General features: G+C 37.6%; 23 protein-coding genes, 6 tRNA genes and 1 other annotated feature. Of the genes, 27 read left to right on the top strand and 2 right to left on the bottom strand.

Annotated features, from left to right (window positions below):
- Positions 1-220: 220 nt before the first annotated feature.
- The 18 genes from MKY30_RS20425 (at position 221) to MKY30_RS20340 (ending at position 19,337) form a co-directional block, all read left to right on the top strand.
- Positions 221-2,347, top strand: coding sequence for an HD family phosphohydrolase (locus tag MKY30_RS20425; protein WP_339282333.1), 2,127 nt, complete (start codon positions 221-223; stop codon positions 2,345-2,347).
- Positions 2,347-2,811 (top strand): rRNA maturation RNase YbeY, encoded by a 465-nt coding sequence (ybeY, locus tag MKY30_RS20420; protein WP_147209439.1) that lies wholly within the window; start codon positions 2,347-2,349, stop codon positions 2,809-2,811. Before MKY30_RS20425 ends, ybeY begins: the two co-directional genes overlap by 1 nt.
- The gene (locus MKY30_RS20415) at positions 2,801-3,163 is read left to right on the top strand and encodes a diacylglycerol kinase family protein (protein ID WP_147209438.1); all 363 of its coding nucleotides are present in this window, start codon (positions 2,801-2,803) and stop codon (positions 3,161-3,163) included. Before ybeY ends, MKY30_RS20415 begins: the two co-directional genes overlap by 11 nt.
- 272 nt (positions 3,164-3,435) lie before the next feature.
- Positions 3,436-4,338 carry a GTPase Era gene (gene era, locus MKY30_RS20410; protein WP_341085201.1) on the top strand — a complete coding sequence of 301 codons (903 nt, stop codon included), beginning with the start codon at positions 3,436-3,438 and terminating at the stop codon, positions 4,336-4,338.
- 179 nt (positions 4,339-4,517) lie between these two features.
- Positions 4,518-4,679, top strand: a complete 162-nt coding sequence (locus tag MKY30_RS20405; protein WP_341085200.1) for a YqzL family protein — start codon at positions 4,518-4,520, stop codon at positions 4,677-4,679.
- Between the two features lie 59 nt (positions 4,680-4,738).
- Positions 4,739-5,482: a DNA repair protein RecO gene (gene recO, locus MKY30_RS20400; protein ID WP_341085199.1), complete on the top strand. Its 744-nt coding sequence runs from the start codon at positions 4,739-4,741 to the stop codon at positions 5,480-5,482.
- A gap of 69 nt (positions 5,483-5,551) precedes the next feature.
- Positions 5,552-5,729: a binding site (T-box leader), on the top strand.
- A gap of 97 nt (positions 5,730-5,826) precedes the next feature.
- The gene (glyQ, locus tag MKY30_RS20395) at positions 5,827-6,705 is read left to right on the top strand and encodes a glycine--tRNA ligase subunit alpha (RefSeq protein WP_147209434.1); all 879 of its coding nucleotides are present in this window, start codon (positions 5,827-5,829) and stop codon (positions 6,703-6,705) included.
- Between the two features lies 1 nt (position 6,706).
- Positions 6,707-8,782 carry a glycine--tRNA ligase subunit beta gene (glyS, locus tag MKY30_RS20390; RefSeq protein WP_341085198.1) on the top strand — a complete coding sequence of 692 codons (2,076 nt, stop codon included), beginning with the start codon at positions 6,707-6,709 and terminating at the stop codon, positions 8,780-8,782.
- Positions 8,783-9,009: 227 nt separating this feature from the next.
- Positions 9,010-9,639, top strand: coding sequence for a helix-turn-helix transcriptional regulator (locus MKY30_RS20385; RefSeq protein ID WP_147209432.1), 630 nt, complete (start codon positions 9,010-9,012; stop codon positions 9,637-9,639).
- A 29-nt stretch (positions 9,640-9,668) separates the two neighbouring features.
- The gene (locus tag MKY30_RS20380) at positions 9,669-10,478 is read left to right on the top strand and encodes a pyruvate, water dikinase regulatory protein (protein WP_147209431.1); all 810 of its coding nucleotides are present in this window, start codon (positions 9,669-9,671) and stop codon (positions 10,476-10,478) included.
- Positions 10,479-10,934: 456 nt separating this feature from the next.
- Positions 10,935-12,740, top strand: a complete 1,806-nt coding sequence (dnaG, locus tag MKY30_RS20375) for a DNA primase (protein ID WP_341085196.1) — start codon at positions 10,935-10,937, stop codon at positions 12,738-12,740.
- A 34-nt stretch (positions 12,741-12,774) separates the two neighbouring features.
- Positions 12,775-13,890: an RNA polymerase sigma factor RpoD gene (gene rpoD, locus MKY30_RS20370; protein ID WP_147209429.1), complete on the top strand. Its 1,116-nt coding sequence runs from the start codon at positions 12,775-12,777 to the stop codon at positions 13,888-13,890.
- Positions 13,891-14,112: 222 nt separating this feature from the next.
- Positions 14,113-14,679, top strand: a complete 567-nt coding sequence (locus MKY30_RS20365) for a hypothetical protein (RefSeq protein ID WP_341085195.1) — start codon at positions 14,113-14,115, stop codon at positions 14,677-14,679.
- 82 nt (positions 14,680-14,761) lie between these two features.
- The gene (locus MKY30_RS20360) at positions 14,762-15,160 is read left to right on the top strand and encodes a c-type cytochrome (protein WP_147209427.1); all 399 of its coding nucleotides are present in this window, start codon (positions 14,762-14,764) and stop codon (positions 15,158-15,160) included.
- 81 nt (positions 15,161-15,241) lie between these two features.
- A complete protein-coding gene (locus MKY30_RS20355; RefSeq protein WP_341085194.1) occupies positions 15,242-15,976 on the top strand; it encodes a tRNA (adenine(22)-N(1))-methyltransferase in 735 nt (244 codons plus the stop codon).
- Complete coding sequence (locus tag MKY30_RS20350) at positions 15,957-17,075, top strand: Nif3-like dinuclear metal center hexameric protein (RefSeq protein WP_147209425.1); 1,119 nt, start codon at positions 15,957-15,959, stop codon at positions 17,073-17,075. Before MKY30_RS20355 ends, MKY30_RS20350 begins: the two co-directional genes overlap by 20 nt.
- 40 nt (positions 17,076-17,115) lie before the next feature.
- A complete protein-coding gene (locus tag MKY30_RS20345) occupies positions 17,116-18,429 on the top strand; it encodes a DEAD/DEAH box helicase (protein ID WP_147209424.1) in 1,314 nt (437 codons plus the stop codon).
- Positions 18,430-18,440: 11 nt separating this feature from the next.
- Positions 18,441-19,337, top strand: a complete 897-nt coding sequence (locus tag MKY30_RS20340; RefSeq protein ID WP_147209423.1) for a deoxyribonuclease IV — start codon at positions 18,441-18,443, stop codon at positions 19,335-19,337.
- A gap of 61 nt (positions 19,338-19,398) precedes the next feature.
- On the opposite strand, the gene MKY30_RS20335 is transcribed toward MKY30_RS20340, so the two are convergent.
- The gene (locus MKY30_RS20335; RefSeq protein ID WP_341085193.1) at positions 19,399-19,680 is read right to left on the bottom strand and encodes a DUF2624 domain-containing protein; all 282 of its coding nucleotides are present in this window, start codon (positions 19,678-19,680) and stop codon (positions 19,399-19,401) included.
- A 228-nt stretch (positions 19,681-19,908) separates the two neighbouring features.
- Here MKY30_RS20335 and MKY30_RS20330 point away from each other — a divergent pair, with 228 nt between their 5' ends.
- Positions 19,909-20,277, top strand: coding sequence for a hypothetical protein (locus MKY30_RS20330; protein ID WP_147209421.1), 369 nt, complete (start codon positions 19,909-19,911; stop codon positions 20,275-20,277).
- Positions 20,278-20,296: 19 nt separating this feature from the next.
- Here MKY30_RS20330 and MKY30_RS20325 read toward each other — a convergent pair whose 3' ends face one another.
- Positions 20,297-20,620, bottom strand: a complete 324-nt coding sequence (locus tag MKY30_RS20325; RefSeq protein WP_147209420.1) for a hypothetical protein — start codon at positions 20,618-20,620, stop codon at positions 20,297-20,299.
- An 80-nt stretch (positions 20,621-20,700) separates the two neighbouring features.
- On the opposite strand from MKY30_RS20325, the gene MKY30_RS20320 reads away from it, so the two are divergent.
- The 8 genes from MKY30_RS20320 to MKY30_RS20285 all read left to right on the top strand — a co-directional run bounded on the left by MKY30_RS20320 (position 20,701) and on the right by MKY30_RS20285 (position 24,092).
- On the top strand, positions 20,701-21,336 hold the full coding sequence (locus MKY30_RS20320; RefSeq protein ID WP_147209419.1) for an NfeD family protein: 636 nt from the start codon (positions 20,701-20,703) through the stop codon (positions 21,334-21,336).
- A gap of 264 nt (positions 21,337-21,600) precedes the next feature.
- On the top strand, positions 21,601-23,229 hold the full coding sequence (locus MKY30_RS20315) for a Na/Pi cotransporter family protein (RefSeq protein WP_147209418.1): 1,629 nt from the start codon (positions 21,601-21,603) through the stop codon (positions 23,227-23,229).
- Positions 23,230-23,512: 283 nt separating this feature from the next.
- Positions 23,513-23,587, top strand: a tRNA-Asn gene (locus MKY30_RS20310).
- A gap of 1 nt (position 23,588) precedes the next feature.
- Positions 23,589-23,665 (top strand) — tRNA-Met (locus MKY30_RS20305).
- Between the two features lie 27 nt (positions 23,666-23,692).
- A tRNA-His gene (locus MKY30_RS20300) sits at positions 23,693-23,768 on the top strand.
- A 15-nt stretch (positions 23,769-23,783) separates the two neighbouring features.
- A tRNA-Ile gene (locus MKY30_RS20295) sits at positions 23,784-23,860 on the top strand.
- Positions 23,861-23,872: 12 nt separating this feature from the next.
- Positions 23,873-23,965 (top strand) — tRNA-Ser (locus MKY30_RS20290).
- A 54-nt stretch (positions 23,966-24,019) separates the two neighbouring features.
- Positions 24,020-24,092: transfer RNA gene (locus MKY30_RS20285), tRNA-Phe, on the top strand.
- Positions 24,093-24,191 lie beyond the last annotated feature (99 nt).

Here is a 24,191-nt window from a genome sequence, read left to right as displayed (position 1 = left end):
TCATGAGAAGATCGTTGTATTTCAATCATACATATATGGATATGATGTACTGAATTAATCGGGAGAGATCGTAAATGAATCATCATAATAAATTGAATAGTGTATATCATCTTTTATCCAGTTGTTATATCCTGATTTTAAAGCTGGAAGTTTACTTGCCAGATGGTACACCATAATCATTTTAATGCAGCCGGTAAAAATGTGTAGTGGGGTGAAGGTGTTGAAAAATAGATGGAGGAAAATACTCCCTTTTTTTAAAAAGAGACGAAAATATCTATTTGCGGTTATTCCAGCTCTTATTATAGGAGCAACTGTTTTTTTTACTTTATTAGATAATGTACGTACGGATACATATGATATACAGCGTTTTGCTGTTTCTGAAGAGACAATACGATCACCGATCACTATAGAGAATAAGCAGGAGACAGATCAGAGGATTCGGGAAGCTGTAGATGCTGTTCCCGATCGGTATAGTATTTCCGAAGAAGTCACGGAAGAACGATTAAACTATATTAATGAAATCTTTGAAGCAGTATTTAAGGTGAAGGAAGAGCACGATGAAGATGCAGGAGAGGCGATAGAAGATATTTATCGGGAGGAGGCAGTTGAATTAAAGGCCCTTCTTTCTGAAGAAATCAGTTCGGAAATCTCTGAAGATGTTTTCGTTTTACTGCTGCAGCAGTCAGACGCTGCTTTAATAGAGGCTGAAACAATATTTTCACAAGCGTTAGAAGAAGTGTTAAATCAGGGGATAAGAGTAGAGAATATACAATCTGGCATAACTAATGTAGATCGCGCTATATCTTATTCGGATTTAAATGAAGAGTTGCAGGGGGCTTTAATCGAATTAGCAGACTTTGCTGTTGTGGAAAATTCCTTTTTTGATTATGAAGAAACTGCTCAAGAAAAAAAGGATGCAGCAACGCTTGTAGACCCTGTTATTATCCGGGCTGGAGAAACTATTGTCCGTGAAGGGCAGACCATTACAAATGAAATTTATGAACAGCTGGAATTGGTAGGAGTGTTATCACAGGAAGGTAATATCTATCCGATTCTTGCTCTGGGATTTTTGGCAGCTGTGATTGCTTACTTTTTCGGCTATGAAAGCTTTCAAATTGCTAAAAACAGAAATTGGAGTATTCTTCCAATTGTAGCAACAGTGCTGATAAGTGCATTGGCAATCTTTATTATGAAGATTCAAAGTGTTTTCTTTGACCAGTCTAACGCACTGTACTTAGTTACACCAATTGCAGCTATTGCTATTTTATTAAAAATATTAATAAGCGATCGTACTGCCATACGGCTGAGCATTTTATATGCTATATTAGCTGCATTTATGTTTAATAATTATATTGCCGGGATGCTGCACGTCGAAGCTGCTATTTATTTTCTTTTCTCTCAGCTTGCAGCGATTGTATTAATGAAAAAAATAAGTGAACGTTTAGTTATTTTAAAAACTGCAATCGGGTTAATCCTTATCCATTCTGCTGTCATTATTTTATTTTTATTCCTGTCCTTTGAAAAATATACATGGTTTGATGTGTTTTTATATGTTGGCTTTGGTATTGCAGCTGCCTGTCTCTCTGCGATCCTGGCAATTGGGATATTGCCGTTATTTGAGAGCTTTTTAGGAACATTAACAGATATGAAGCTACTGCAATTATCCAATCCTAATCAGCCGTTGTTGAAGAAGCTTCTGGTGGAGGCACCTGGAACATATCACCATTCTGTAATGGTTGCCAACATCAGTGAAACAGCATGTGAAGCAGTAGGAGCAAATGGCTTATTGGCGCGGGTAGGGTCTTACTATCATGATATTGGTAAAACAGTCCGGCCGGGATTTTTTATTGAAAATCAGATGCCAAATAAAAATCCGCATGACCTGCTGCCGCCAAAAGAAAGTGCAGATATTATTATCCGTCATACAACCGATGGAGCAAATATGTTAAAAGCGCATAAAATGCCTAAGGAAATCATTGATATTGCGAAGCAGCATCATTCGAATTCTTTAGTTCAGTTCTTTTACGTAAAAGCGAAGGAGCTGAATCCTGAAACGGAGGAATCGGATTTCAGATATCCTGGACCAAAGCCGGAAACCAAAGAGACAGCTATTATCTGCATTTGTGATTCTGTAGAGCCGGCTGTCCGCTCATTACAGGATCCGACTCCTGAGCAGATTGATTCAATTGTTTCGGCTATTATCAGCAGTAAAATTTCAGATGGACAATTAGATAACAGTCCTTTAACATTAAGAGAGTTAAAAACCATTCAACATTCAATTTGCGATTCTTTAAAAGGAATTTTCCATTCCAGAATTCAGTATCCGAAAGAGGAAGGTGATAAATAATGATGATTGATTTTCAAGATGAAACAGGTATTGTAGCTGATGAGCATATAGAGCTTGTAGAGAAGCTGCTCACCTTTGCTGGAAAAGCTGAGAAGGTGGCTCATGACGCAGAAGTTTCCATCAGCTTTGTGAATAATGAACAAATTCAAGTAATCAACAGAGACTATCGTGATAAAGACAAACCGACAGATGTAATTTCATTTGCAATGCAGGAAATGGAAGACGAAGAGCTGGAAATTGTCGGGGAGGGATTGCCTGTTGTGCTGGGAGATATCATTATTTCGATAGATAAAGCAAAAGAACAGGCAGAAGAATATAATCACAGCTTTGAGAGAGAGCTGGCCTTTTTAGCATTGCATGGATTCTTACACCTGCTTGGGTATGATCATATGAATGTGGAGGATGAGAAGAAAATGTTCCGCAGACAGGACGAAATCCTGGGTGAATTTGGCATTGAAAGATAAAAAAAGAATTGTTGGATTCCGTTTTGCTTGGGCAGGGCTAAAAACGGTTGTGAAAAAGGAGTCTAATTTTCAGCTGCATCTCACAGCAACAGCAATTGTAGTTACATTAGGTTTCTTTTTCAAACTTTCTCTCATCGAATGGGCAGTTATTTTATTAACCATAGGTCTCGTGCTTATCACAGAAATGATAAACAGTGTCATTGAGCGGATTATGGATTTTATTCAGCCGGACTATGATGAAAGAGTAAAGGAAATAAAAGATATTGCTGCAGGCGTCGTTCTTGTTACAGCTATTATATCTGTAGTAGTCGGAGTACTTATTTTCGGACCAAAAATAATGCAGCTTCTATAATCTGATAATTATTTACAAAAGGGGATCCTATCAGGAGCCTCTTTTTTAGAATAAAAAGGTATATAAAAACGCTGACAAGAGTTGCCCCGGCAATTTTAAAAGAGCAGACCTATTAAAAAAATTAAAACATTTCTTGGTTAATCTTAACCAAATTACTCAAAAAACAATTGAAATTGTATGTTTGTTAAAGGTTTTGTCGATATAGTGAAACGAACATAAAAATGTAGTATGATAAGAAGCAAGCAAACAATAGAAATTCGGAGGAACGTAGCATGACAAATAATTTTAAATCAGGATTTATTGCAATTATTGGCAGACCAAATGTGGGAAAATCAACTTTTATGAACCGGGTTATTGGTCAAAAAATAGCAATAATGAGTGATAAGGCACAAACAACAAGAAATAAAATTCAAGGTGTCCTGACAACCAAGGAATATCAAATGATTTTTATTGATACACCTGGAATTCATAAGCCGAGACATCGATTAGGCGATTTTATGGTGCAGGTGGCAGAGAATACTTTAAATGAAGTGGATAATATTTTGTTCATGATTAATGCAGATGAAGGATATGGGCGCGGGGACCAATACATCATTGACCTGCTGCAAAAAGTGAAACAGCCGGTCTATCTGGTAATTAATAAAATTGATAAAATTCATCCAGAAAAGCTCATGAAGCTGATTGACCAGTATAAGGACCTTTATTCGTTTGATGAAATTATTCCAATTTCTGCATTAGATGGAAATAATGTTAATCATCTGTTAGAGGTGGTTGCTGGAAAACTTCCAGATGGACCACAGTATTATCCTGCCGATCAGGTAACAGACCATCCCGAGAGATTCATCATTTCTGAGCTTATCCGAGAAAAGGTATTGCATCATACGAAGGAAGAAATTCCTCATTCGATTGCTGTTGTCATTGAAAATATAGAGAAGAATGAAAATGAAAAATTATTGGTACAAGCAACGATTGTTACAGAAAGAAGCTCCCAAAAAGGTATATTAATTGGAAAGCAAGGGAGCATGCTGAAAAAAATTGGCCAGCAATCACGCCGTGATATTGAAGCTTTACTTGGCTCTAAGGTGTATTTAGAGCTTTGGGTGAAAGTAAAAAAAGATTGGAGAAACAAACAAAATCAATTGCATGAATTTGGATTCCGACTTGATGAGTATTAAAGTTTGTGACATTTTCATTGGATTTTTATGAACAACCTCTTAAAGATGGTAATTTTTTATACTCATGAAATGTTCAAATCGAACCAACCTATAAAAGAAGCGGGAAGTTAATAACAGGGTATTTTTTAAGTAATTGCTTTAGTCTTAGCAAAAAATAATTTGAAAGGCGGGGGTTTCTTGTGCTAGATGCAACATGGTATTTGTTTTGTCAAACAGGAAACATTGAAACCTATTTATTATTAAAAGAATTAGAGCAGCAAGGAGAATTAAACCCGGAAGTGAAACAAAAAGAACAGACCCGATCTTCTATGGCTGGGAGTTTAGATTCACCATCAGTTTAACCACAGAGATATAACGATGATTTTTCTGTTCAAAACAAAGTGAGGCCGGGTGATTTAGAGTGCTGGAACAGATAGATGGTATCGTATTAAAAACAAAAGATTATGGTGAAACACATAAATTAGTGACAATTTACAGCGGAAAGTTTGGGAAGTTCCAAGCTTTGGCAAAAGGGGCAAAAAAACCAAAAAGTCGAATGGCTGCTGTTACTCAGCCATTCGTTTTTGCCCGTTTTTTTGTTTATCTTGGAAGTGGATTGAGTACAATACAGCAAGGAGAATTATTAAACTCACATCGCAAAATACGCGAAGATTTCGTGAAAACAGCTTATTGTTCCTATGTTGCAGAGCTTACAGATAAGCTTTTGGAAAATCAAAATATAGATCCGTACATATTCGGACAATTTCAACAAACAGTAGAGTGGATTGAAGAGAATGATCAGGCTGAAATTCCAATAATGATGTATGAATTAAAACTTTATAAAAAAGCTGGGTTTGCCCCAGTCTTAAATCAATGTATAAATTGTGGGTCGGCGCAGCAGCCTTTTGTGTTTTCTGTCGTGGAGGGCGGTTTTTTATGTCCTAAATGCCGCCATTTGGATCGGGAAGCAATAGAACTTTCTCCAAAATTGGCCAGGATTCTATATCTGCTCTCCGAGGTAGAATTAGAACGTATCGGATCCATCCAAATGAAACCAGAAAACGTGAAAATGTTCCAGGCCATTTTAAAAGCTTATTATGATCGTTATGGAGGATATTTCATAAAGTCGCGAAAGTTTTTGGATCAGCTGGATTTATTTAAGTAATAATTGACAAGTCAAGGACAGATAGAGTATGATTTGTACATATATCTTAAGTATAAATGTTATGAAATAGTCGTTACGATGATGAAGAAAAGTACTGAAGTATTGTCTGTAAAAAGCGAGCCTGGAAATGGTGTGAGCCAGGTATATAGAGACTTCAGGAAGGAGCTTCGGAGTAACAGCAATGAAAAGAGGCTCTTATAAAACAAGAGCAAATAGGGTGGAACCGCGGTTTTAAGCCGTCCCTATGTCTGTCATTAAAGCAGACATAGGGACGGCTTTTCTTATTGGTTCTGCTGAACGTGAAATATGATGTAAATTTCTTATCCATTAAAGGAGTGGAGTAAATGAATATTCAAGAAATGATCTTAACTTTACAAAATCATTGGTCAGAACAAAATTGTATCTTAATGCAGGCATATGATACAGAAAAAGGTGCTGGAACGATGTCTCCGATGACGCTGCTGCGAAGCTTGGGGCCAGAACCATGGAATGTTGCCTATGTAGAACCTTCCAGACGGCCGGCTGATGGCAGGTACGGAAAAAATCCGAATCGACTGTATCAGCATCATCAGTTCCAGGTTATTATGAAACCTTCTCCGTCAAATATTCAAGAACTGTATTTAGGGTCTTTGAAAAAGCTGGGGATTGATCCACTCAAGCATGATATCCGTTTTGTGGAGGATAATTGGGAGAACCCGACGTTAGGAGCTGCCGGTCTTGGCTGGGAAGTATGGTTAGATGGTATGGAAATCACACAATTTACTTATTTCCAACAGATTGGCGGTTTAGAAGCCAACCCGGTAACTGTTGAATTAACATATGGGATAGAACGGCTCGCTTCATATATTCAAGATAAAGAAAATGTATTTGATTTAGAGTGGAATAATGGCGTGACACTTCGAGATATTTTCTATCAGCCGGAGTATGAGCATTCTGTCTATACATTTGAAACATCAAATACAGATATGTTATTTGATTTATTTACAAAATATGAACAGGAAGCAAAAACAACGATGGAAAAAGGGCTCGTCTTCCCTGCATACGACTACGTTTTAAAATGCTCACATACATTCAATCTTCTGGATGCTAAAGGTGTTATTTCTGTAACAGAAAGAACAGGTTACATTAGCCGGATTCGTAATTTGGCCCGCAGCATTTCAAAGATTTATGTACAAGAGCGTGAAAAATTAGGCTTTCCAATGTTGAAAAAGGAGGGGAACTAAAATGGCACAGGATGTATTAATTGAAATTGGATTAGAGGAGCTGCCGGCTCGCTTCATAGACGATGCAGAAGCTCAATTTTTAGATAAAACAATAAAATGGCTGGATGAACAACGTATTTCCTACGCATCTGCAGTTTCTTTCTCAACACCGCGCAGATTAGCTGTCCTTATAGAAGAAGTAGCTGAGAGTCAGGCATCTATCGAAGAAGAGGCAAAAGGACCTGCCTTAAAGATTGCTAAGGATGACCAGGATAATTGGACAAAAGCAGCGGAAGGATTTACCCGGGGACAGGGAAAAACAACGGAGGATATTTATATTAAAGAAGTGAAGGGAACTTCTTATATTTATGTAAAAAAATATATTGAAGGAAAGTCTGTGCAATCCTTACTTCCGGAATTTAAGGATATTATTGAGTCGATTACATTTGGTAAAAATATGCGCTGGGCAAATGAAACATTGCGTTATGCACGGCCAATCCGCTGGCTGGCTGCGCTTTACGGTAATGAAGTGATCCCATTTGAAATAGCTCATGTGAAAACAAGCAATTTCACATATGGACATCGTTTCCTCAGTGGTAAGCTTACAATAGATGAACCGAAACAATATGAGCAATTGCTAAACGATAATTATGTAATTGCTGATGCTAAAAAACGCGAGGCTAAAATTGTGAAGCAGCTTGGTGCTTTACAAGAGAAAAATGAATTCCAAATTCCTGTTGATAAAGATCTATTAAATGAAGTAAGAAATCTTGTGGAATATCCGACAGCCTTTGTGGGCAGCTTTTCTACCTCTTTCTTAGCATTGCCAAATGAAGTTCTGATTACATCTATGGCCGAGCATCAACGTTATTTTCCTGTAGAGCAGGGTGGTGAACTGCTTCCTAAGTTTGTCGGCGTGAGAAACGGTGATGATTATGAGCTGGAAACAGTAATCCGGGGAAATGAGAAGGTTCTTCGTGCCCGTCTTGCGGATGCAGAATTCTTTTTCGAAGAAGATAAAAAGCTTTCGATTGATTTCTTCCAGGAAAAACTCACCAGGGTTATATTCCAGGAGAAGCTTGGTACGTATACCGAGAAGGTTAATCGTGTTAAAACAATTGCTAAGCATTTAGCAGAGGAGCTTTCCTTAAAAGAGCTTAAAGAAGTTGTTCGTGCAGCTGAAATCAGTAAGTTTGATCTGATGACCAATATGGTAAATGAATTTACAGAGCTGCAGGGCGTTATGGGTGAGAAATATGCTGCTTACTTTGGAGAAGCTAAAGAGGTTTCTCAAGCTATCCGCGAGCATTATCTGCCGAAGCAGTCCCATGGTGAGCTTCCTGCCACGACAGTCGGTGCAGTATTAAGTATCGCGGATAAAATAGATACAATTGCCGGATGTATCAGTGTTGGTCTTATCCCGAGCGGTTCCCAGGATCCATATGGCTTAAGAAGGCAGGCAATGGGCATCCTGCGTATATTGAAGGATCAAAATTGGGATTTAACCATAGAATCACTAATTGAGTATACTTTATCTGTATTAGAGAATGCCGGTTTAACAATAAACGCTTCTTCTAACGATGACTTGCTGGCGTTTTTCGCTTCCCGTGCGGAGTATTTAATGCGTGAAGAAAATATTGAAACAGATATAATCCATGCTGTCGTAGATAATCAATTAGGTATATTTCATGTTGCAGTGGAAAAAGCACATGTTTTAGCTGAGAAAAAAGCAGATGATCATTTTAAGACCTCTCAGGAGGCACTTGTTCGTGTGTTGAACTTGGAAAACAAGGTAGAGGATACGGATTATAAGGTAAATCCTAACCTCTTCCAAACAGAATCAGAAAAAGAATTATATGAATCTGTAGCAGCAGTAAAATCAACTTACGCAGAATATTTAGAAGCCCAAAAAAGTGAGGAAGCATTGCAGCTGCTTGCCGACCTTGCAGGTGATATCCATGCGTTCTTTGATCATAATATGATTATGGACGATAATGAAGAAGTAAGAAAAAACCGTCTTTCTATCATCCATGAGCTTTCTGTGCTAATCTTGCAATATGCAGACTTACGGAAAATAGCATGGAAACAGCACGCATAAATGGATTATAACGGTCTTATAAACAAGGAAAAATATAATAAAAAAGGTTTTCTCTCTTAAAAAAGGAATTTTAGTGAATAAAGTCGAATTATAATAACGTACCATGTTCTAAAAATATTAAGGAATCATGGTACGTTATCCTTTATGTATACCAATTTTTATGCCCTTAAGTAATACTATTTATAATATTCATTTGCAAATAATGCAGCAGTATAGGTGGTGAAAAAGTGGACTTATCGAAAAGGCAACAGCAGATTATAGAAATAGTAAAAGCAGACGGTCCTATCACGGGAGAGCACATAGCAGAGCGGCTTACACTAACCCGGGCTACATTGAGACCGGATTTAGCTATTCTGACAATGGCTGGTTTTTTAGATGCACGTCCTCGTGTAGGCTACTTTTATACGGGTAAAACAGGATCAGAATTATTAACAGAAAAAATAAAACGGTACAAGGTTCATGAATTTCAGCAGGTCCCGGTTGCCGTAAATGAAAAGGTGTCTGTATATGATGCTATATCGACTATGTTCTTAGAAGATGTTGGTACCCTGTTTGTTGTGGATGAAAATGCATGTCTGGTTGGTGTCCTTTCCAGGAAAGACTTATTACGTGCAAGCATGGGAAGGCAGGATTTAAGCTCGATACCGGTACCAATTATAATGACAAGAATGCCGAATATTACAGTATGCCGTAAAAATGACCTGCTTATCGATGTAGCTCATCAGCTGATATCGAGACAAATTGACGGCGTCCCCGTTGTAAAGGATACAAAAAATGGCCTTGAGATAATTGGCCGAATTACAAAAACAACGATGACAAAACTGCTGGTTGAGTTAACCATTGAAGATAAAATTTAAGTTTTAAGAAACTGGGAGAGGGTGTCGTGATGACTGCGCAGAAAATTATTTATGTGTTATCTGATTCTGTTGGGGAAACGGCTGAATTGGTAATTAAAGCCGGCTTAAGCCAATTTAAAAACGGGGATTATAAAATACAGCGTATCCCATATGTGGAAGATAAGGAAACCATTGATGAATTCTTGCAACAGGCAAAATTAAATTCAAATCTTATCGGTTTTACACTTGTTAATCCAGAATTACGTGCTTATTTAAACAAACGTGCTAAAGAAATAGATATTGAAGCAGTTGATATAATGGGTCCTATCATGGAAGCAATGGAGCGGGTTTTCAGCGATGAACCGCGATTGGAAGCCGGCCTTGTCCATAAATTAGACGAAGATTATTTTAAGAAGATTGAAGCCATAGAGTTTGCTGTAAAGTATGATGATGGAAGAGATACAAGAGGAATTACCCGTGCAGATATTGTATTAATCGGTGTTTCCAGAACATCTAAAACTCCGCTCTCTCAATTCCTGGCGCACAAACGATTTAAAGTGGCGAATGTTCCAATTGTTCCGGAAGTGGATCCGCCGGAAGAGCTTATGATGGTTGACCCCAAAAAATGTATTGGCTTGCGCATATCCTCAGAAAAACTGAATGGAATTCGAAAAGAGCGCTTAAAAGCTCTTGGACTCGGTGACCAGGCAACTTATGCAAATGTAAGCAGGATTGAGCAGGAATTAGAATTTTTTAATGAAGTTGTTGAAAAAATAGGCTGTCCTGTCATTGATGTTTCTCACAAAGCAGTGGAGGAAACAGCTAATCAGATTATTCGTATGTGGCAAGGCAGAAATTAATAAAGTTATTCAAGAAGAACAGTAAAAATAATGCATTAAACTTCCTGATATTTTTTTACTTCATATATTAATATCTTCAAAGTCTGTCAGAAAGTAAAATGGTACATTGCAGCAAATAATATCAGACGCAAATTGTGTGAAAAGCATTCTGTACACTGCTCTAACGGAATGTTTTTCTTCTTTCAATAGTTTTATAAACAAATTAATAGAAATCTATTAAAAAATATATTATAATGGTAAATCGTATGAGCAGATTTATATAAAATGCAATTTTAATCATAATTTGCTCTAAAAAAGAAGGATTCTGTGTATCCTTTGTAGAAACTATGTTAAGGCTATTTTTTTTGAGTATAAGAAAAAAATATGTCGAATAATGAATAATAAAGCAGCACTAGTTAAAAAAGGAGGATTTTGAACAATCTCTCTAAGAAAAATTTAGAATAGTTGGTGGTAACAATGGCTAATCAAATACCCGAACCAATTATTGAAGAAGTGAAAAAATCCAATGATATTGTCGATGTCATTGGAGAGTATATTCAATTAAAAAAACAAGGTAAAAACTATTTTGGCCTGTGTCCTTTTCATGGTGAAAATACGCCTTCCTTTTCGGTCACACAAGAGAAACAGATTTTTCGCTGCTTTGGCTGCGGAAAAGGAGGAAATGTATTTTCGTTTTTGATGGAAATGGAAAATTTCACATTTTATGAGGCACTGAAACACTTGGCTGATCGCAGCGGGGTAGAATTACCGACAACATCAATTAAAAAGGAATCATCCTTGTCTGAGGAAACAGAGCAGATGCTCTCCGCGTATGAATGGCTGACAAAATTATACCATCACCTAATAAAGTACCAAAAAGATGGGAAGGATGGGTTAGAGTATCTAAAAAGCCGCGGGATTACAAAGGAGACATTGGAAGAATTCCAAATTGGTTACGCTCCTAATAAGCGTGATTTCACTGCGAAGTTTCTTACGCAGAAAGGGTATACCAAGCCGATGCTTTTAAAGAGCGGCATTTTGGCAGGGAATGACAATAATGAAGTAATTGACCGTTTTCGCGGCAGAGTAATTTTCCCTATACGGAATGCGCTTGGGCGTACTGTCGGTTTTGGCGGCAGGTCATTGACAGGTGATGGCGGTCCTAAATATTTAAATAGTTCAGAAGGTGAGCTTTTTCAAAAAAGTAAACTTTTATATAATTTTGATTTGGCAAAGCGCCACATCAGAAAAGAAAATGAAGCTATTTTAATGGAAGGTTATATGGATGTTATTTCAGCTTATCAAGCCGGCGTTAAGAATGTTGTAGCTACAATGGGAACTGCATTGACAGAAACACAGGCAAAGCTTTTGAACCGATATGTTGATACAGTGATTATTTGTTATGACGGTGATAGTGCAGGAATAGAGGCCCGTTATAAAGCATCGCTTTTACTGCGGTCGATAGGCTGTGATGTCCGAATTGCAAATTTGGACGCAAAAGAGGATCCGGACAGCTACATCCAACAACACGGCGGGGAAGCTTTCAGGGAAAGAGTTATACGGACAAGTGACAGCTATATGAGTTTCTTTATGCGCTATCAGCGCAGACACTTTAACCTGCAGGTTGAAAGTGAGCGTATTGAATATATCGAGCGTATTTTAAAGGAACTTTCCATGATTGAGAGTGCATTGGAACGGGAATATTATATTAATGAACTGCACAAGGAATTTGACTTGTCTGTAGAAACCTTGATGAGTCAGCTGACACAGTATGACAAAAGAGTTCCTGCTGCTAAGGATAATCAAAGTAATAAGAGTTATACTAATCAATATGTATCTGTAAATAAAAAAAAATTGTATCCGGCCTATGTTAATGCTGAAAAAAGAATTTTATCCTACATGCTTCAGGATGCGTATATAGCTGAAAAAGTACAATATGAACTTGGAGCAGGATTTAATGTAAATGACCATAAAATTGTGGCAACACATTTATATGCATTTTATGAAGAAGGTAATGCACCAGATATCAGTTTATTTATGGAGAGACTGTCTGATGAACATTTGAAGAATCAAGTTATTGAATTAGCTTTGTCCAGTGATGTGCAAAACAGCACAGAAGAAGAAATTGATGATTATTTACGAATGATTCATCGGGAGGCTAATCAAAGTCAAACAAAAAAGACCTTAAAAGAGCAGCAAAAGAAAGCGGAGCGGGAAAATGATCCTTTAGAAGCTGCGCGTTTGGCAATGGAGCTGATTCAGCTGCAGAAGCAAGAAAAATGAAAATTAATTCAACAATTTGGAAGGAGGGGGACTCATGGCCGAGCAAAAACCTTCGCACATGAAAGAAACCGAACTAACATTAGAGCAAGCAAAAGAAAAATTAGTAGACATGGGTAAGAAGCGTGGTACGCTTGCTTATGAAGAAGTGGCTGATGGTTTATCTAATTTTGACATGGAACCCGAACAAATGGATGAATTTTATGAGTACCTGGAAGAACAGGGTGTCGATGTGCTAGGTGAGTCTGAGGATGACCCCGAAATGCAGAAAATCGCAAAAGAGGAAGAAATTAATCTTAATGACCTTAGTGTACCATTAGGGATTAAGATTAATGACCCAGTTCGTATGTATTTGAAAGAAATTGGCAGAGTAGATTTACTTTCTGCAGCAGAAGAAATTGAACTTGCTTCCCGAATTGAAGAAGGAGATATTGAGGCTAAAAGAAGATTAGCTGAAGCCAATCTCCGTCTTGTTGTCAGTATCGCAAAACGTTATGTTGGACGGGGAATGCTTTTCTTAGATTTAATTCAAGAAGGAAATATGGGTCTGATTAAAGCAGTTGAAAAGTTTGATTATCGCAAAGGCTTTAAATTCAGTACCTATGCAACCTGGTGGATTAGACAAGCAATTACACGTGCCATCGCCGACCAGGCGCGTACGATTCGTATTCCAGTTCATATGGTGGAAACCATTAATAAATTAATTCGTGTGCAGCGTTCCTTACTTCAGGATTTAGGACGGGAACCGACTCCAGAAGAGATTGGTGAGGAAATGGAGCTAAGTCCAGACAAAGTCCGGGATATTCTAAAAATTGCTCAAGAACCCGTATCTTTAGAGACGCCGATCGGGGAAGAAGATGATTCCCATTTAGGCGATTTTATCGAAGACCAGGAAGCTGTTTCTCCATCAGATCATGCTGCTTATGAGTTATTAAAAGAACAGCTGGAGGACGTATTGGATACTTTGACAGACAGAGAAGAAAATGTACTTCGTCTGCGCTTTGGATTAGATGATGGAAGAACAAGAACGCTTGAAGAAGTAGGAAAAGTATTTGGTGTAACCAGAGAACGTATCAGACAGATTGAAGCAAAAGCATTGCGTAAATTAAGACACCCGAGCCGAAGCAAACGATTGAAGGATTTTCTTGATTAAGCTTAAAATAGAACCTGGCTATCACAGGCTTTATACCTGCCAGCAGACTGGAATGTGCAAGTTAGACGTAAGTTGCTTGCATATTCCAGTTATTATGTGTATTAAGTTGTAAAAAAGCTAAAACGGCTATTTATTGAGTAGTGATTTTTAGATAAGGAAAGTCCCCTTATTATTGATAGTTATCTTTTGGTAAATAATTAAGCTAAAGATACAGGTGAACATATGAATAATCAAGAAAAAAATCAATTGATTATCCAAGAGATATTAAAATGGAAAGAAAATCGTTTATTGCCGGAAGAGCAATGTGATTTTTTACTCGCATTATATACAAAAGGCGGGGAAATTGAAATCCCGAATCAAAGTGATTTAAGAAAGCAGGATGTTTCTTTATCCATATGGAAAAAAATCCATTTTGCTTTTATTTTATTCATTTTAGTAAGCGTTATCTCTTTGGATTATTATTTCCATTCATTTTGGTATATTACGTCTGGTATTTTGAGTGTTACGTTAATTATAAATTATTTCTTTTATTCAAAAAACCGGGCGAATATTTCAAAACGGTACCGTTATTTATTTATATTTATTCAGTTTTTATATATCCTGCAGTTATCTGTCTTTATAGCTGACGCTGCCGGGTTAGGAAATTATATTAATTTTGCTATTATCTTAAATGGATGTGGCTGGATTATTTTTGGATATTTGAAAAAGCTGCCTGTATTTAAGTATGTTGGAGCTATCCTGATTATTGCTGTAATAACTTATGTCGTTTTTTTTAAATATATTGGATAAACCTTTAAAATTTTTTAGATATCGAGTAAACTAATGATAGTATTAATTTTATAATATTTGTGTTACATAAGGAGGAAGCGAAATGAAAAAGAATCCGGTTATACCATATGCTATTATTGCCGGGCTAGGGCTTATTGCAGTCATTATTATTTCAGTGATTGGTATTGATCAGAGACAAGCAATTCAAAATGCAGAAGAGAATGGTGAGGAAGCAACCGAACAAACAGAAGGGGAAGAGGGCGGAGAGTCAACCAGCGCTGACGCTGGAGAAGAAGTATTCCAAACGAATTGTTCCAGCTGTCACGGTCAAGATTTAGCAAGTGGTCCTGCGCCTGATTTAACAGAAATCGGCAGCAAGTATTCACAGGAAGAAATTGCTGAAATCGTTGAGAACGGAACCGATGCAGGTATGCCAGCCTTCCCTCAGCTTCAGGGCGATGATTTAGACGCACTTACTGAGTGGTTAAGTGAGCATCAATAATATATAATGGAAGAAATGAATGAAAGCTTTCTGATTCGTACAGAAAGCTTTTCTTATTGCAGAAATAAAGGAGAAAACGTAATGAACCAAAATATTCCGCTTTCGAACCGTTTAAAGCTGATTGCTGATTACCTGCCGCAAGGTGCTAATTTTGCAGATATCGGATCTGACCATGCGTATCTGCCTGCCTATGTCTGCCTGAGAGATAAGACAGCACGAGCTATTGCCGGAGAAGTGAACCAGGGGCCGTTAGAAAGCGCAAAAAAAACAATTCAATTGCATCAATTAAAAGAGCGGATTGATGTCCGATTAGGAGACGGTCTAGCTGTTTTAAAAGAAGGGGAAGCTCAACAAATTGTAATTGCAGGGATGGGCGGATCATTAATTACTTCCATTTTGGAAAAGAATCCGGTTATAGCTAAATCTGCTGGAAGGATTATTGCTCAGCCTAATGTCGATGCGAGAGCGGTCAGACAATGGTTGAACCAAAATGATTTTATATTGATTGCAGAGGAAATAGTGGACGAGCAAGGGCATATTTATGAAATTCTTGTTGCTGACCGTAATACGGGTGTTTCATCACCATATAACGATAATCAGCAGATAAAGGATAAACAGCTTTTATTAGGACCATATTTATTAAATGAAAAGAATAATGCTTTTATAAAAAAATGGACACTGGAGGAAGCTAATCTGAAAAGAATTATTTCTCAAATGCAACAGGCGAAGCAAGTAAATCATGAGAAAATATCTGCATTCCAAACAGAATTACACTGGATTAAGGAGGAGCTTCATCATGAAGAAACAAACACTTAAACATGCTGATTTTTTTCAAATAATGGACGGTTGGGCACCAAGAAGTCTTGCCTATCATTGGGACAATATTGGTTTACAGGTAGGACGGTTCCACGATTCAACCTCTCATATTCTGGTTACACTGGATGTTACAGAGGAAGTAGTTGATGAGGCGATCGAGAAACAGGCTAATCTGATTATTGCGCATCACCCCTTATTGTTTCAGCCTTTAAAGCAAATAAATGTTGATCATCCTAAGGGGAGGGTTGTCCAAAAACTTTTAAAGAATGATATTACTGTCTTTGCTGCGCACACCAATTTAGATGTAGCAGAAGGCGGCGTAAATGATTTATTAGGTGAAGCAGTTGGTTTGAAAAATAGGGAGCCTTTGGAAATTCTGGACCAGGAGGCACTATTTAAAATAATTGTTTTTGTTCCGGATTCTCATGTGCAGGAGTTACGTAGTGCCCTGAATGAAGGCGGAGCCGGTCAAATAGGTAATTACAGCCATTGTACCTTCCAAAGTCCCGGACAGGGCACATTTCAGCCATTAGAAGGGTCAACCCCGTATATTGGTGAGAAGAATGAGTTAGCCTATGTAGATGAGAAAAAGCTGGAAACTGTTGTGCCTAAGAGAAATCTTTCAAAGGTTATTGATGCAATTATTTCTGCTCATCCTTATGAAGAGCCTGCCTATGATATTTATCCATTGGAAAATAAAGGACAATCAGTAGGAATTGGACGCTTTGGTAGTTTAGATGAATCTGTATCGATGAAAGAATTTATTCACACCGTCAAAAAGAATTTAGATATGCCTCAAGTGCGTGTTTCTGGTAATATAGAAAAGAATGTAAAAAGAGTTGCTGTTTTAGGCGGCAGCGGAGAGAAATATGTCAGTCATGCACTCAGGAAAAAAGCAGATGTTTATATTACAGGAGATATGACATTTCACGCTGCTCAAGATGCGGAGCAGATGGGGCTGACAGTTATCGATGCCGGGCACTATATCGAGAAGATTATGAAAACAGCAACACAGAATAAGCTGATACAGGAAATTCCTGCATTCCAGTCGAAGGTTTATGTATCTGAAGTAAATACAGATCCGTTCGTATTTGTATAAAAGAGGAAGTTCTAAAAATAGATTACAAGGAGGGAAACAAATGGAAAAAACATTTGCAGAATTATCCCTGGATAGCACGATGCAAAATATTATTCAAGAGCTGGAATTTAGAAAACCGACAGAGATTCAGGAACGAGTGATTCCTTCTATTCTGGATGGCAAAAGTGTTATTGGCCAATCCAGAACAGGTTCAGGTAAATCCCACGCTTTTTTATTACCATTGTTTCAAAACCTGGATGAAAATCAAAAAAAAGTCCAGTTTGTTATTACTGCACCAACGAGAGAGCTGGCAACACAGCTGTATAACGAAGTAAGAAAAATCATTACTATTGCTGATAAGACGGAAAAATGGACAGCAAAGCTGCTTGTTGGCGGCACAGATAAACAAAAAGTGGTTGAAAAATTAAAAACGCCCCCAATGATTGTGGTAGGTACTCCTGGAAGAATATTAGATTTAGTAAAGGATGGAGCATTGTCTATATATAGCGCGGAAACCTTTGTTATTGATGAGGCAGACTTAATGCTTGATCTAGGCTTTATTGAGGAAGTTGATCAATTATTAGTACGCTCGAAACAGGAAATACAGCTGCTTGTTTTCTCAGCAACAATTCCTCAAAGACTGCAGCATTTCTTCAAAAAATATTTGAGAAATCCAGAGTATATTAAAATAGAAGAGCATTTTTCTCCAGAGACAATGGAGCATCGTCTGATTCGGAAGAAACATCGCGATGAGGCAAAGGTTATTTGGGAAATTTCTCAGACGATTCATCCTTATTTAGCGCTGATTTTTACCAATGGCAAGCAACAAGCAAATGAATTAGCAGAGGTGCTTGAGGGATACGGGTTATCTGCTGGTGTCATTCATGGCGGTTTAACTCCAAGAGAAAGAAAACGTGTCCTGAAAGAGATACAGCAGCTGCGTTATCAATATGTAGTTGCAACTGATCTGGCTTCACGGGGAATCGATATCAAGGGAGTAAGTCATGTCATTAATGCACAGCTTCCAAAAGAAGAGCATTTCTATATTCATCGTGTCGGCAGAACAGCCCGTGCCGGCTTAGAGGGGACAGCTATCAGTATATATACAGAAAATGATGCCCCTTTAATTGAAAAATTGGAACAAAAAGGCTTGGAATTCTCTTATGTAGAGGTGAAGCAGGGAGAATGGATAGAGGATAAATCCTGGAATGCGAGACAGCGCCGTAAAACCGAAGATACAAGTACAGATCGGGAAGCCTGGAAGCAGGTAAGAAAAGCTAAGAAAGTAAAACCGGGTTACAAGAAAAAGCAGAAGCAGCAGCAACAGCAAATTAAAAGACAACTGACAAAAGAACAAAGAAGGAAAAAGCGTTAGGAGGAATAAATATGGTGAAAATAGGTTCTCATGTTTCTATGAATGGTAAAAAAATGTTATTAGGCTCCAGTGAAGAGGCTGCTTCATACGGTGCAAATACATTTATGATCTATACAGGTGCACCGCAGAACACAAGAAGAAAGCCTATTGAAGAATTAAATATCGAAGCAGGCTTGGCGCATATGGAGTCCAATGGAATATCTGATATCGTTGTTCATGCGCCATACATTATTAACATTGGTAACACCGTGAAGCCAGAGACATTTGAATTGGGTGTTAATTTTCTGCGGAGTGAAATCGAGCGTACAGAGGCTCTGGGGGCGAAACAAATTGTTCTTCACCCAGGAGCTCATGTCGGTGAAGGCCCAGACAAAGGCATCCCTAAAATTATTGAAGGATTAAATGAAGTGCTTGAACAAAAAAATGATGTTCAAATTGCTCTAGAAACAATGGCTGGAAAAGGCTCTGAAATGGGACGTACATTTGAGGAGCTGGCTGAAATTATTAATGGTGTGACGCATAATGAACACCTTTCTATTTGTATGGATACCTGTCATATTCACGATGCAGGCTATGATGTTGTAAATGATTTCGATGGTGTATTGAACACTTTTGATAAAATTGTCGGTTTAGACCGGCTGAAAGTTGTGCATGTAAATGACAGTAAAAATGACCGTGGGGCACATAAAGACCGTCACGAAAACATCGGTTTTGGTTATATCGGATTTGATGCGCTTCACAAAGTTGTTCATCATCCACAGCTTAGTAACCTGCCTAAAATTCTTGAGACACCATATGTAGGCACAGATAAGAAAAATAAGAAAGCACCATATAAACATGAAATAGCTATGCTGCGTGAAGGAAATTTCCAAGAGAATTTAAAAGAAATAATTATGGAAGGCAAATAAATGTCTCTATAAATACAAAAAAGATGAGCAAATTAAAAATTGCTCATCTTTTTTGGTGTTTTTAAAATAAATGCTCCAGACCATATGATTTAATAACCTCATCCATTAACTGCTGTGTCGCCAGTGCTGTTTTTTGATCCGTAATTTTCGCGAGTTCTGCCATAAAGCGGTCACGATCTGCCTGATCAAATGGATTTGGAGAAGAAACTCTTAAGTAGTTCACTATCTGATCAGCTTGTGCAGGTGTTATGGAGAAGCCATATTGGCTGCTGTAGTGTAAGATTTCACCTGAGGTTAATTTACGAAGTTTATTTTTTATCATTTCTTTTATAAAAAAAGACATAATACCGCTCCCTTTGTAGATGTATTATTCACCTTATGTTCATCCATCATGTAAATATATGCAAAGAACAAAATAATTATACCATTCTTTTCTTGCAATGCCGTATGATACCTGTTTGAAATGATTTAAATTCCGTAAACTAACCATATAAATCTAAAAGCGTATGTTCAAGAAATTCATTTTTTGTTGAACTCTTTGAACATCCTCTAAAAGTAAGGAGTTTATTTCATGAATGATAAAAATCAGGACAACAATGTCCAAGATGCACCAAATCATGGGCAAGGCCCAGAGCATGAGCATATAAATAATAAATTAGACAGTAAAAGAATGGAGGAGTTTTCAGCGGAGCTTACCGATTCTGAATTGCCGGATTTTGAAGAAGAAAAGGGCTTTAACCCAGGTACCTTGTATGGTTGGGGGAGTATTATTTTGGCTGTTATTTCTTTCTTTACCTGGCCGGTTATTCTTGGAGCTGCCAGTATTGTATTTGGCTTTGTAGCGAGAAGCAGAGGAACAAATACACTTGGTATCATAGGTATTATAGCTGGAATTCTTTCACTAATTTCTGCGTTTTTCTTTATTCCATTTCTTTCTTAGGCTGAATTTCAGCCTTTTTTTATTTTTCTTGAAACAGTGGAAAGTAATATATTTCATGTACTTGAATTTCAATTGGTGAAGTATTTGGATTTAATGATTCAAAAGCTTCCAAAATAATATCGACTGCAACGGTATACCCAGATGCAGTTTGAATTTCTTCTGTAATGCTCAATACGGTATCTCCCGGCTTTACTTTGACAGGAACCGCCTCAAACGGCGGCAATTCTGAATCAGTTTTATTTGAAAGGGAGATTCCGCTGCCAGAATGAGCTAAGTCTTGAAAAATACTTACAGCAACTAATATAATAAGAGTAATCAGGGAAATTCTACGTAAAAAACCCATAAAAAAATCTCCTTTTATGAAACTAATTATTTCATTCATACGTACATATAGTAATAGGACAATGAGAGGGTGTGAAGCGTATGGACATAGTTGAATTACAATGGATTGGATTCCTGGCTTTATTTTTCGGAACTTTATTTATATTAGGAGAAATATTCGTAAATATGCGTGGTATTTTTGGTGTATTGGGCTTAGGATTTATTACAGTTTATTTTACTGTGTATACGGAAACCAATTCGGTCTTACTGATGTTTATTATATACTTTTTAGGAATATTACTGATTATTATTGATGGGAAAGTAATTAATGATGGAACGCTGGCGACAATAGGACTGGTTTTAATGATAGTTGCTGTTGCAATGCCTCAGCCGACTTTTGCAAATGGTCTCTATGCAGTAATCAGCATCATTGTTGGTGCTTTTTCCTCCTTAGTATTCTTAAAGGTATTTAAACGGAGGGAGATGTGGACCAAAATTGCCTTAGTCGATCGACTTACAAAAGAAGAGGGCTACAGCTCGCTCAGTGCAGAATATGAAGCTCTATTAGGAGAAGAAGGAATGGCACTGACAGACTTTAGGCCATCCGGCACAATTGAAGTAAATAAAAAACACTACAGTGCCGTATCCGGAGGACGCTGGATTAAAAAGGGTACACCAATTAAAGTAGTTGCAGTAGACGGCACGAGTGTTCGTGTAGAAGAGCTGCAAGAAGATTGATTTATATAGAAATCCCTGAAGAAGGATTCACTTCATAAAAATGGAGGTGAATCCTTTATTTGTATGCATTTATTTCTAATATTATACATATTTTCATGAGAAAAACAAAAACTAAGCATCCCTTTCTCTTTGAATGTAAACAAATATTAAATCTATGTAAATTTTTCTTAATACATGTTTACATTCTCTTTAGAATCATCAATAATGAATGAGGCGCAAATTTCTACAAAAGTTTACATAAGAGGTAGAAGGGATGAAGTTTACGTGGATATCGATGTTCAGAAGTTAATTATTGAATTTATTGGAGGAATTGGTATATTCCTTATGGGGATTAAAATGATGGGAGACGGCCTCCAAAAATCTGCAGGGGACCGATTGCGGGATATTTTAGACCGGTTTACTAGCAACCCATTTTTGGGTGTACTTGCCGGTATTCTTGTAACGGTACTTATTCAAAGCAGTTCAGGAACTACAGTTTTGACTGTAGGACTTGTAAATGCAGGATTTATGACACTTAGACAGGCTATTGGTGTTATTATGGGTGCCAATATCGGTACTACTGCTACAGCATTTATTATCGGAATTGATATTGGAGAATATTCGTTACTTATTTTAGCACTTGGTGCCTTTACAATCTTTTTCTTTAAAAAGCAAAGGATTATAGCTGTAGGACAGGCATTATTTGGATTTGGTTCTTTATTCTTTGGACTCGAATTAATGAGTAGTGGAATGACACCGCTCCGTTCTTTAGATGCATTTCATGAACTGACGGTTACAATGAGTGATACGCCAATCCTGGGGGTTGTAATTGGTACAGTCTTTACTGTAATCGTACAGAGCTCAACAGCAACCATCGGTATTTTGCAGGGGTTATTTGCACAGGGTGCTATCGAGTTAGATGCAGCTATTCCAGTATTGTTTGGTGATAATATCGGTACAACGATTACAGCGGTTATAGCTAGTATTGGAACTTCTGTTGCCGCCAAACGTGCTGCATATACACATGTAACTTTTAACTTGATTGGTGCAGTTATCTTTATGATACTTCTGTTTCCATTTACAAATTTTGTGAGTTATTTAGAGACGGCATTAAATCTTAATAAGGAAATGACGATTGCTTTTGCCCATGGCAGTTATAATGTAGCAAATACCATTATTCAGTTTCCATTCATTGGCTTCTTAGCATGGTTGATTACTAAACTTGTGCCTGGGGATGATGTTGTTATTGAGTATAAGCCAAAGCATTTAGATTCCATTTTTCTTCAGCAGTCTTCTTCACTGGCGCTTGCCCAGGCTAAATTGGAAGTGGTCCGTATGGGGAAATATGCGTATCAGGGATTAGAAGAAACGCATAATTATATCACTACACAAAATCCAAAGAGTTCAGAGATGGCTCTGCAAATTGAGGGAGCACTAAATAACCTCGACCGTAAGATTACAGAGTATTTAGTGGATATTGCTTCTACCAACTTAACAGAACCTGAGAGTGTAGAGCATACCGGATTAATGAGCACTATCCGTGATATTGAACGGATCGGCGACCATTTTGAAAATGTTGTTGAGTTGGTTGACTATAAAATGTCAAATAAAGTTTCGCTGACGGAGCAAGCTATTGAAGACTTAAACAAAATGTTCGATTTAACTTATATGACAGTTAAGCAGGCTGTGGAATCCTTAGAAACGAATGATAAGGAAGCTGCTTTAGAAGTTATACAAAAAGAAGACCAAATTGACAAAATGGAACGTAAATTCCGTAAAAATCATATCATTCGAATGAATGAGGGGATTTGTAATGGAACAGCAGGTATCGTTTTTGTAGATGTTTTAAGTAATTTAGAAAGAATTGGTGATCATGCTGTAAATATTGCACAAAATGTTTTAGAAGAGCATTAATTATTAATTTGTATAAAAGACTCTGTCTGTTTATTTTTCAGGCAGAGTCTTTGTTAAATGAATGAATTTAATGGAATTCATACGAAAAGCAGCTTAATTTACTATTAACTAAAAGAAATTATATAAGTTTTAAAAGTTTTTGTTGAAATATGTTATATTACGTGCTATTATAATTCTTGCAGTCAACTTCTGATAAAAACTTTTGCAACACCGCAAAAAAAGTTGTTGACATAATCTACATAACATGATAAATTATATTTTGTTGCTAATTAAAAAACATTATTCCACAGTAGCTCAGTGGTAGAGCAATCGGCTGTTAACCGATCGGTCGTAGGTTCGAATCCTACCTGTGGAGCCATGGCGGTGTAGCTCAGCTGGCGAGAGCGTACGGTTCATACCCGTGAGGTCGGGGGTTCGATCCCCTCCGCCGCTACCAAAAAAATACATAAACTACTATTACATGGCGGTCGTGGCGAAGTGGTTAACGCACCGGATTGTGGCTCCGGCATACGTGGGTTCGATCCCCACCGGTCGCCCCATTAAAAATAGTGAAAGGACCCTTAGCTCAGTTGGTTAGAGCTATCGGCTCATAACCGATCGGTCGCAGGTTCGAGTCCTGCAGGGTCCACCATTTATTCTGCCGGGAGGTATACCCAAGTCTGGCTGAAGGGATCGGTCTTGAAAACCGACAGGCGGGTCAAACCGCGCGGGGGTTCGAATCCCTCTACCTCCTCCATACATATATTATAAAAGAATAATGCAGAGCTTTTCTATGGAAGTTCATCTTTTTGGCTTGGTAGCTCAGTCGGTAGAGCAGAGGACTGAAAATCCTTGTGTCGGCGGTTCGATTCCGTCCCGAGCCATCTTTAAAAACAAGCTTAAGGCTTGTTTTTTTATGCTCCTTTTTAATCCTCTTGTTTCCTTTGTTGAAATAGGTATTGCCTAAGATTGTGAAGAAAATC

The sequence above is a fragment of the Oceanobacillus sp. FSL W8-0428 genome (assembly GCF_038004405.1).
In the GTDB taxonomy this organism is placed as follows: domain Bacteria; phylum Bacillota; class Bacilli; order Bacillales; family Amphibacillaceae; genus Oceanobacillus; species Oceanobacillus sojae.
Note: the sequence above shows the minus strand (reverse complement) of the source record. Positions and strands in the feature narration are given on the sequence as shown.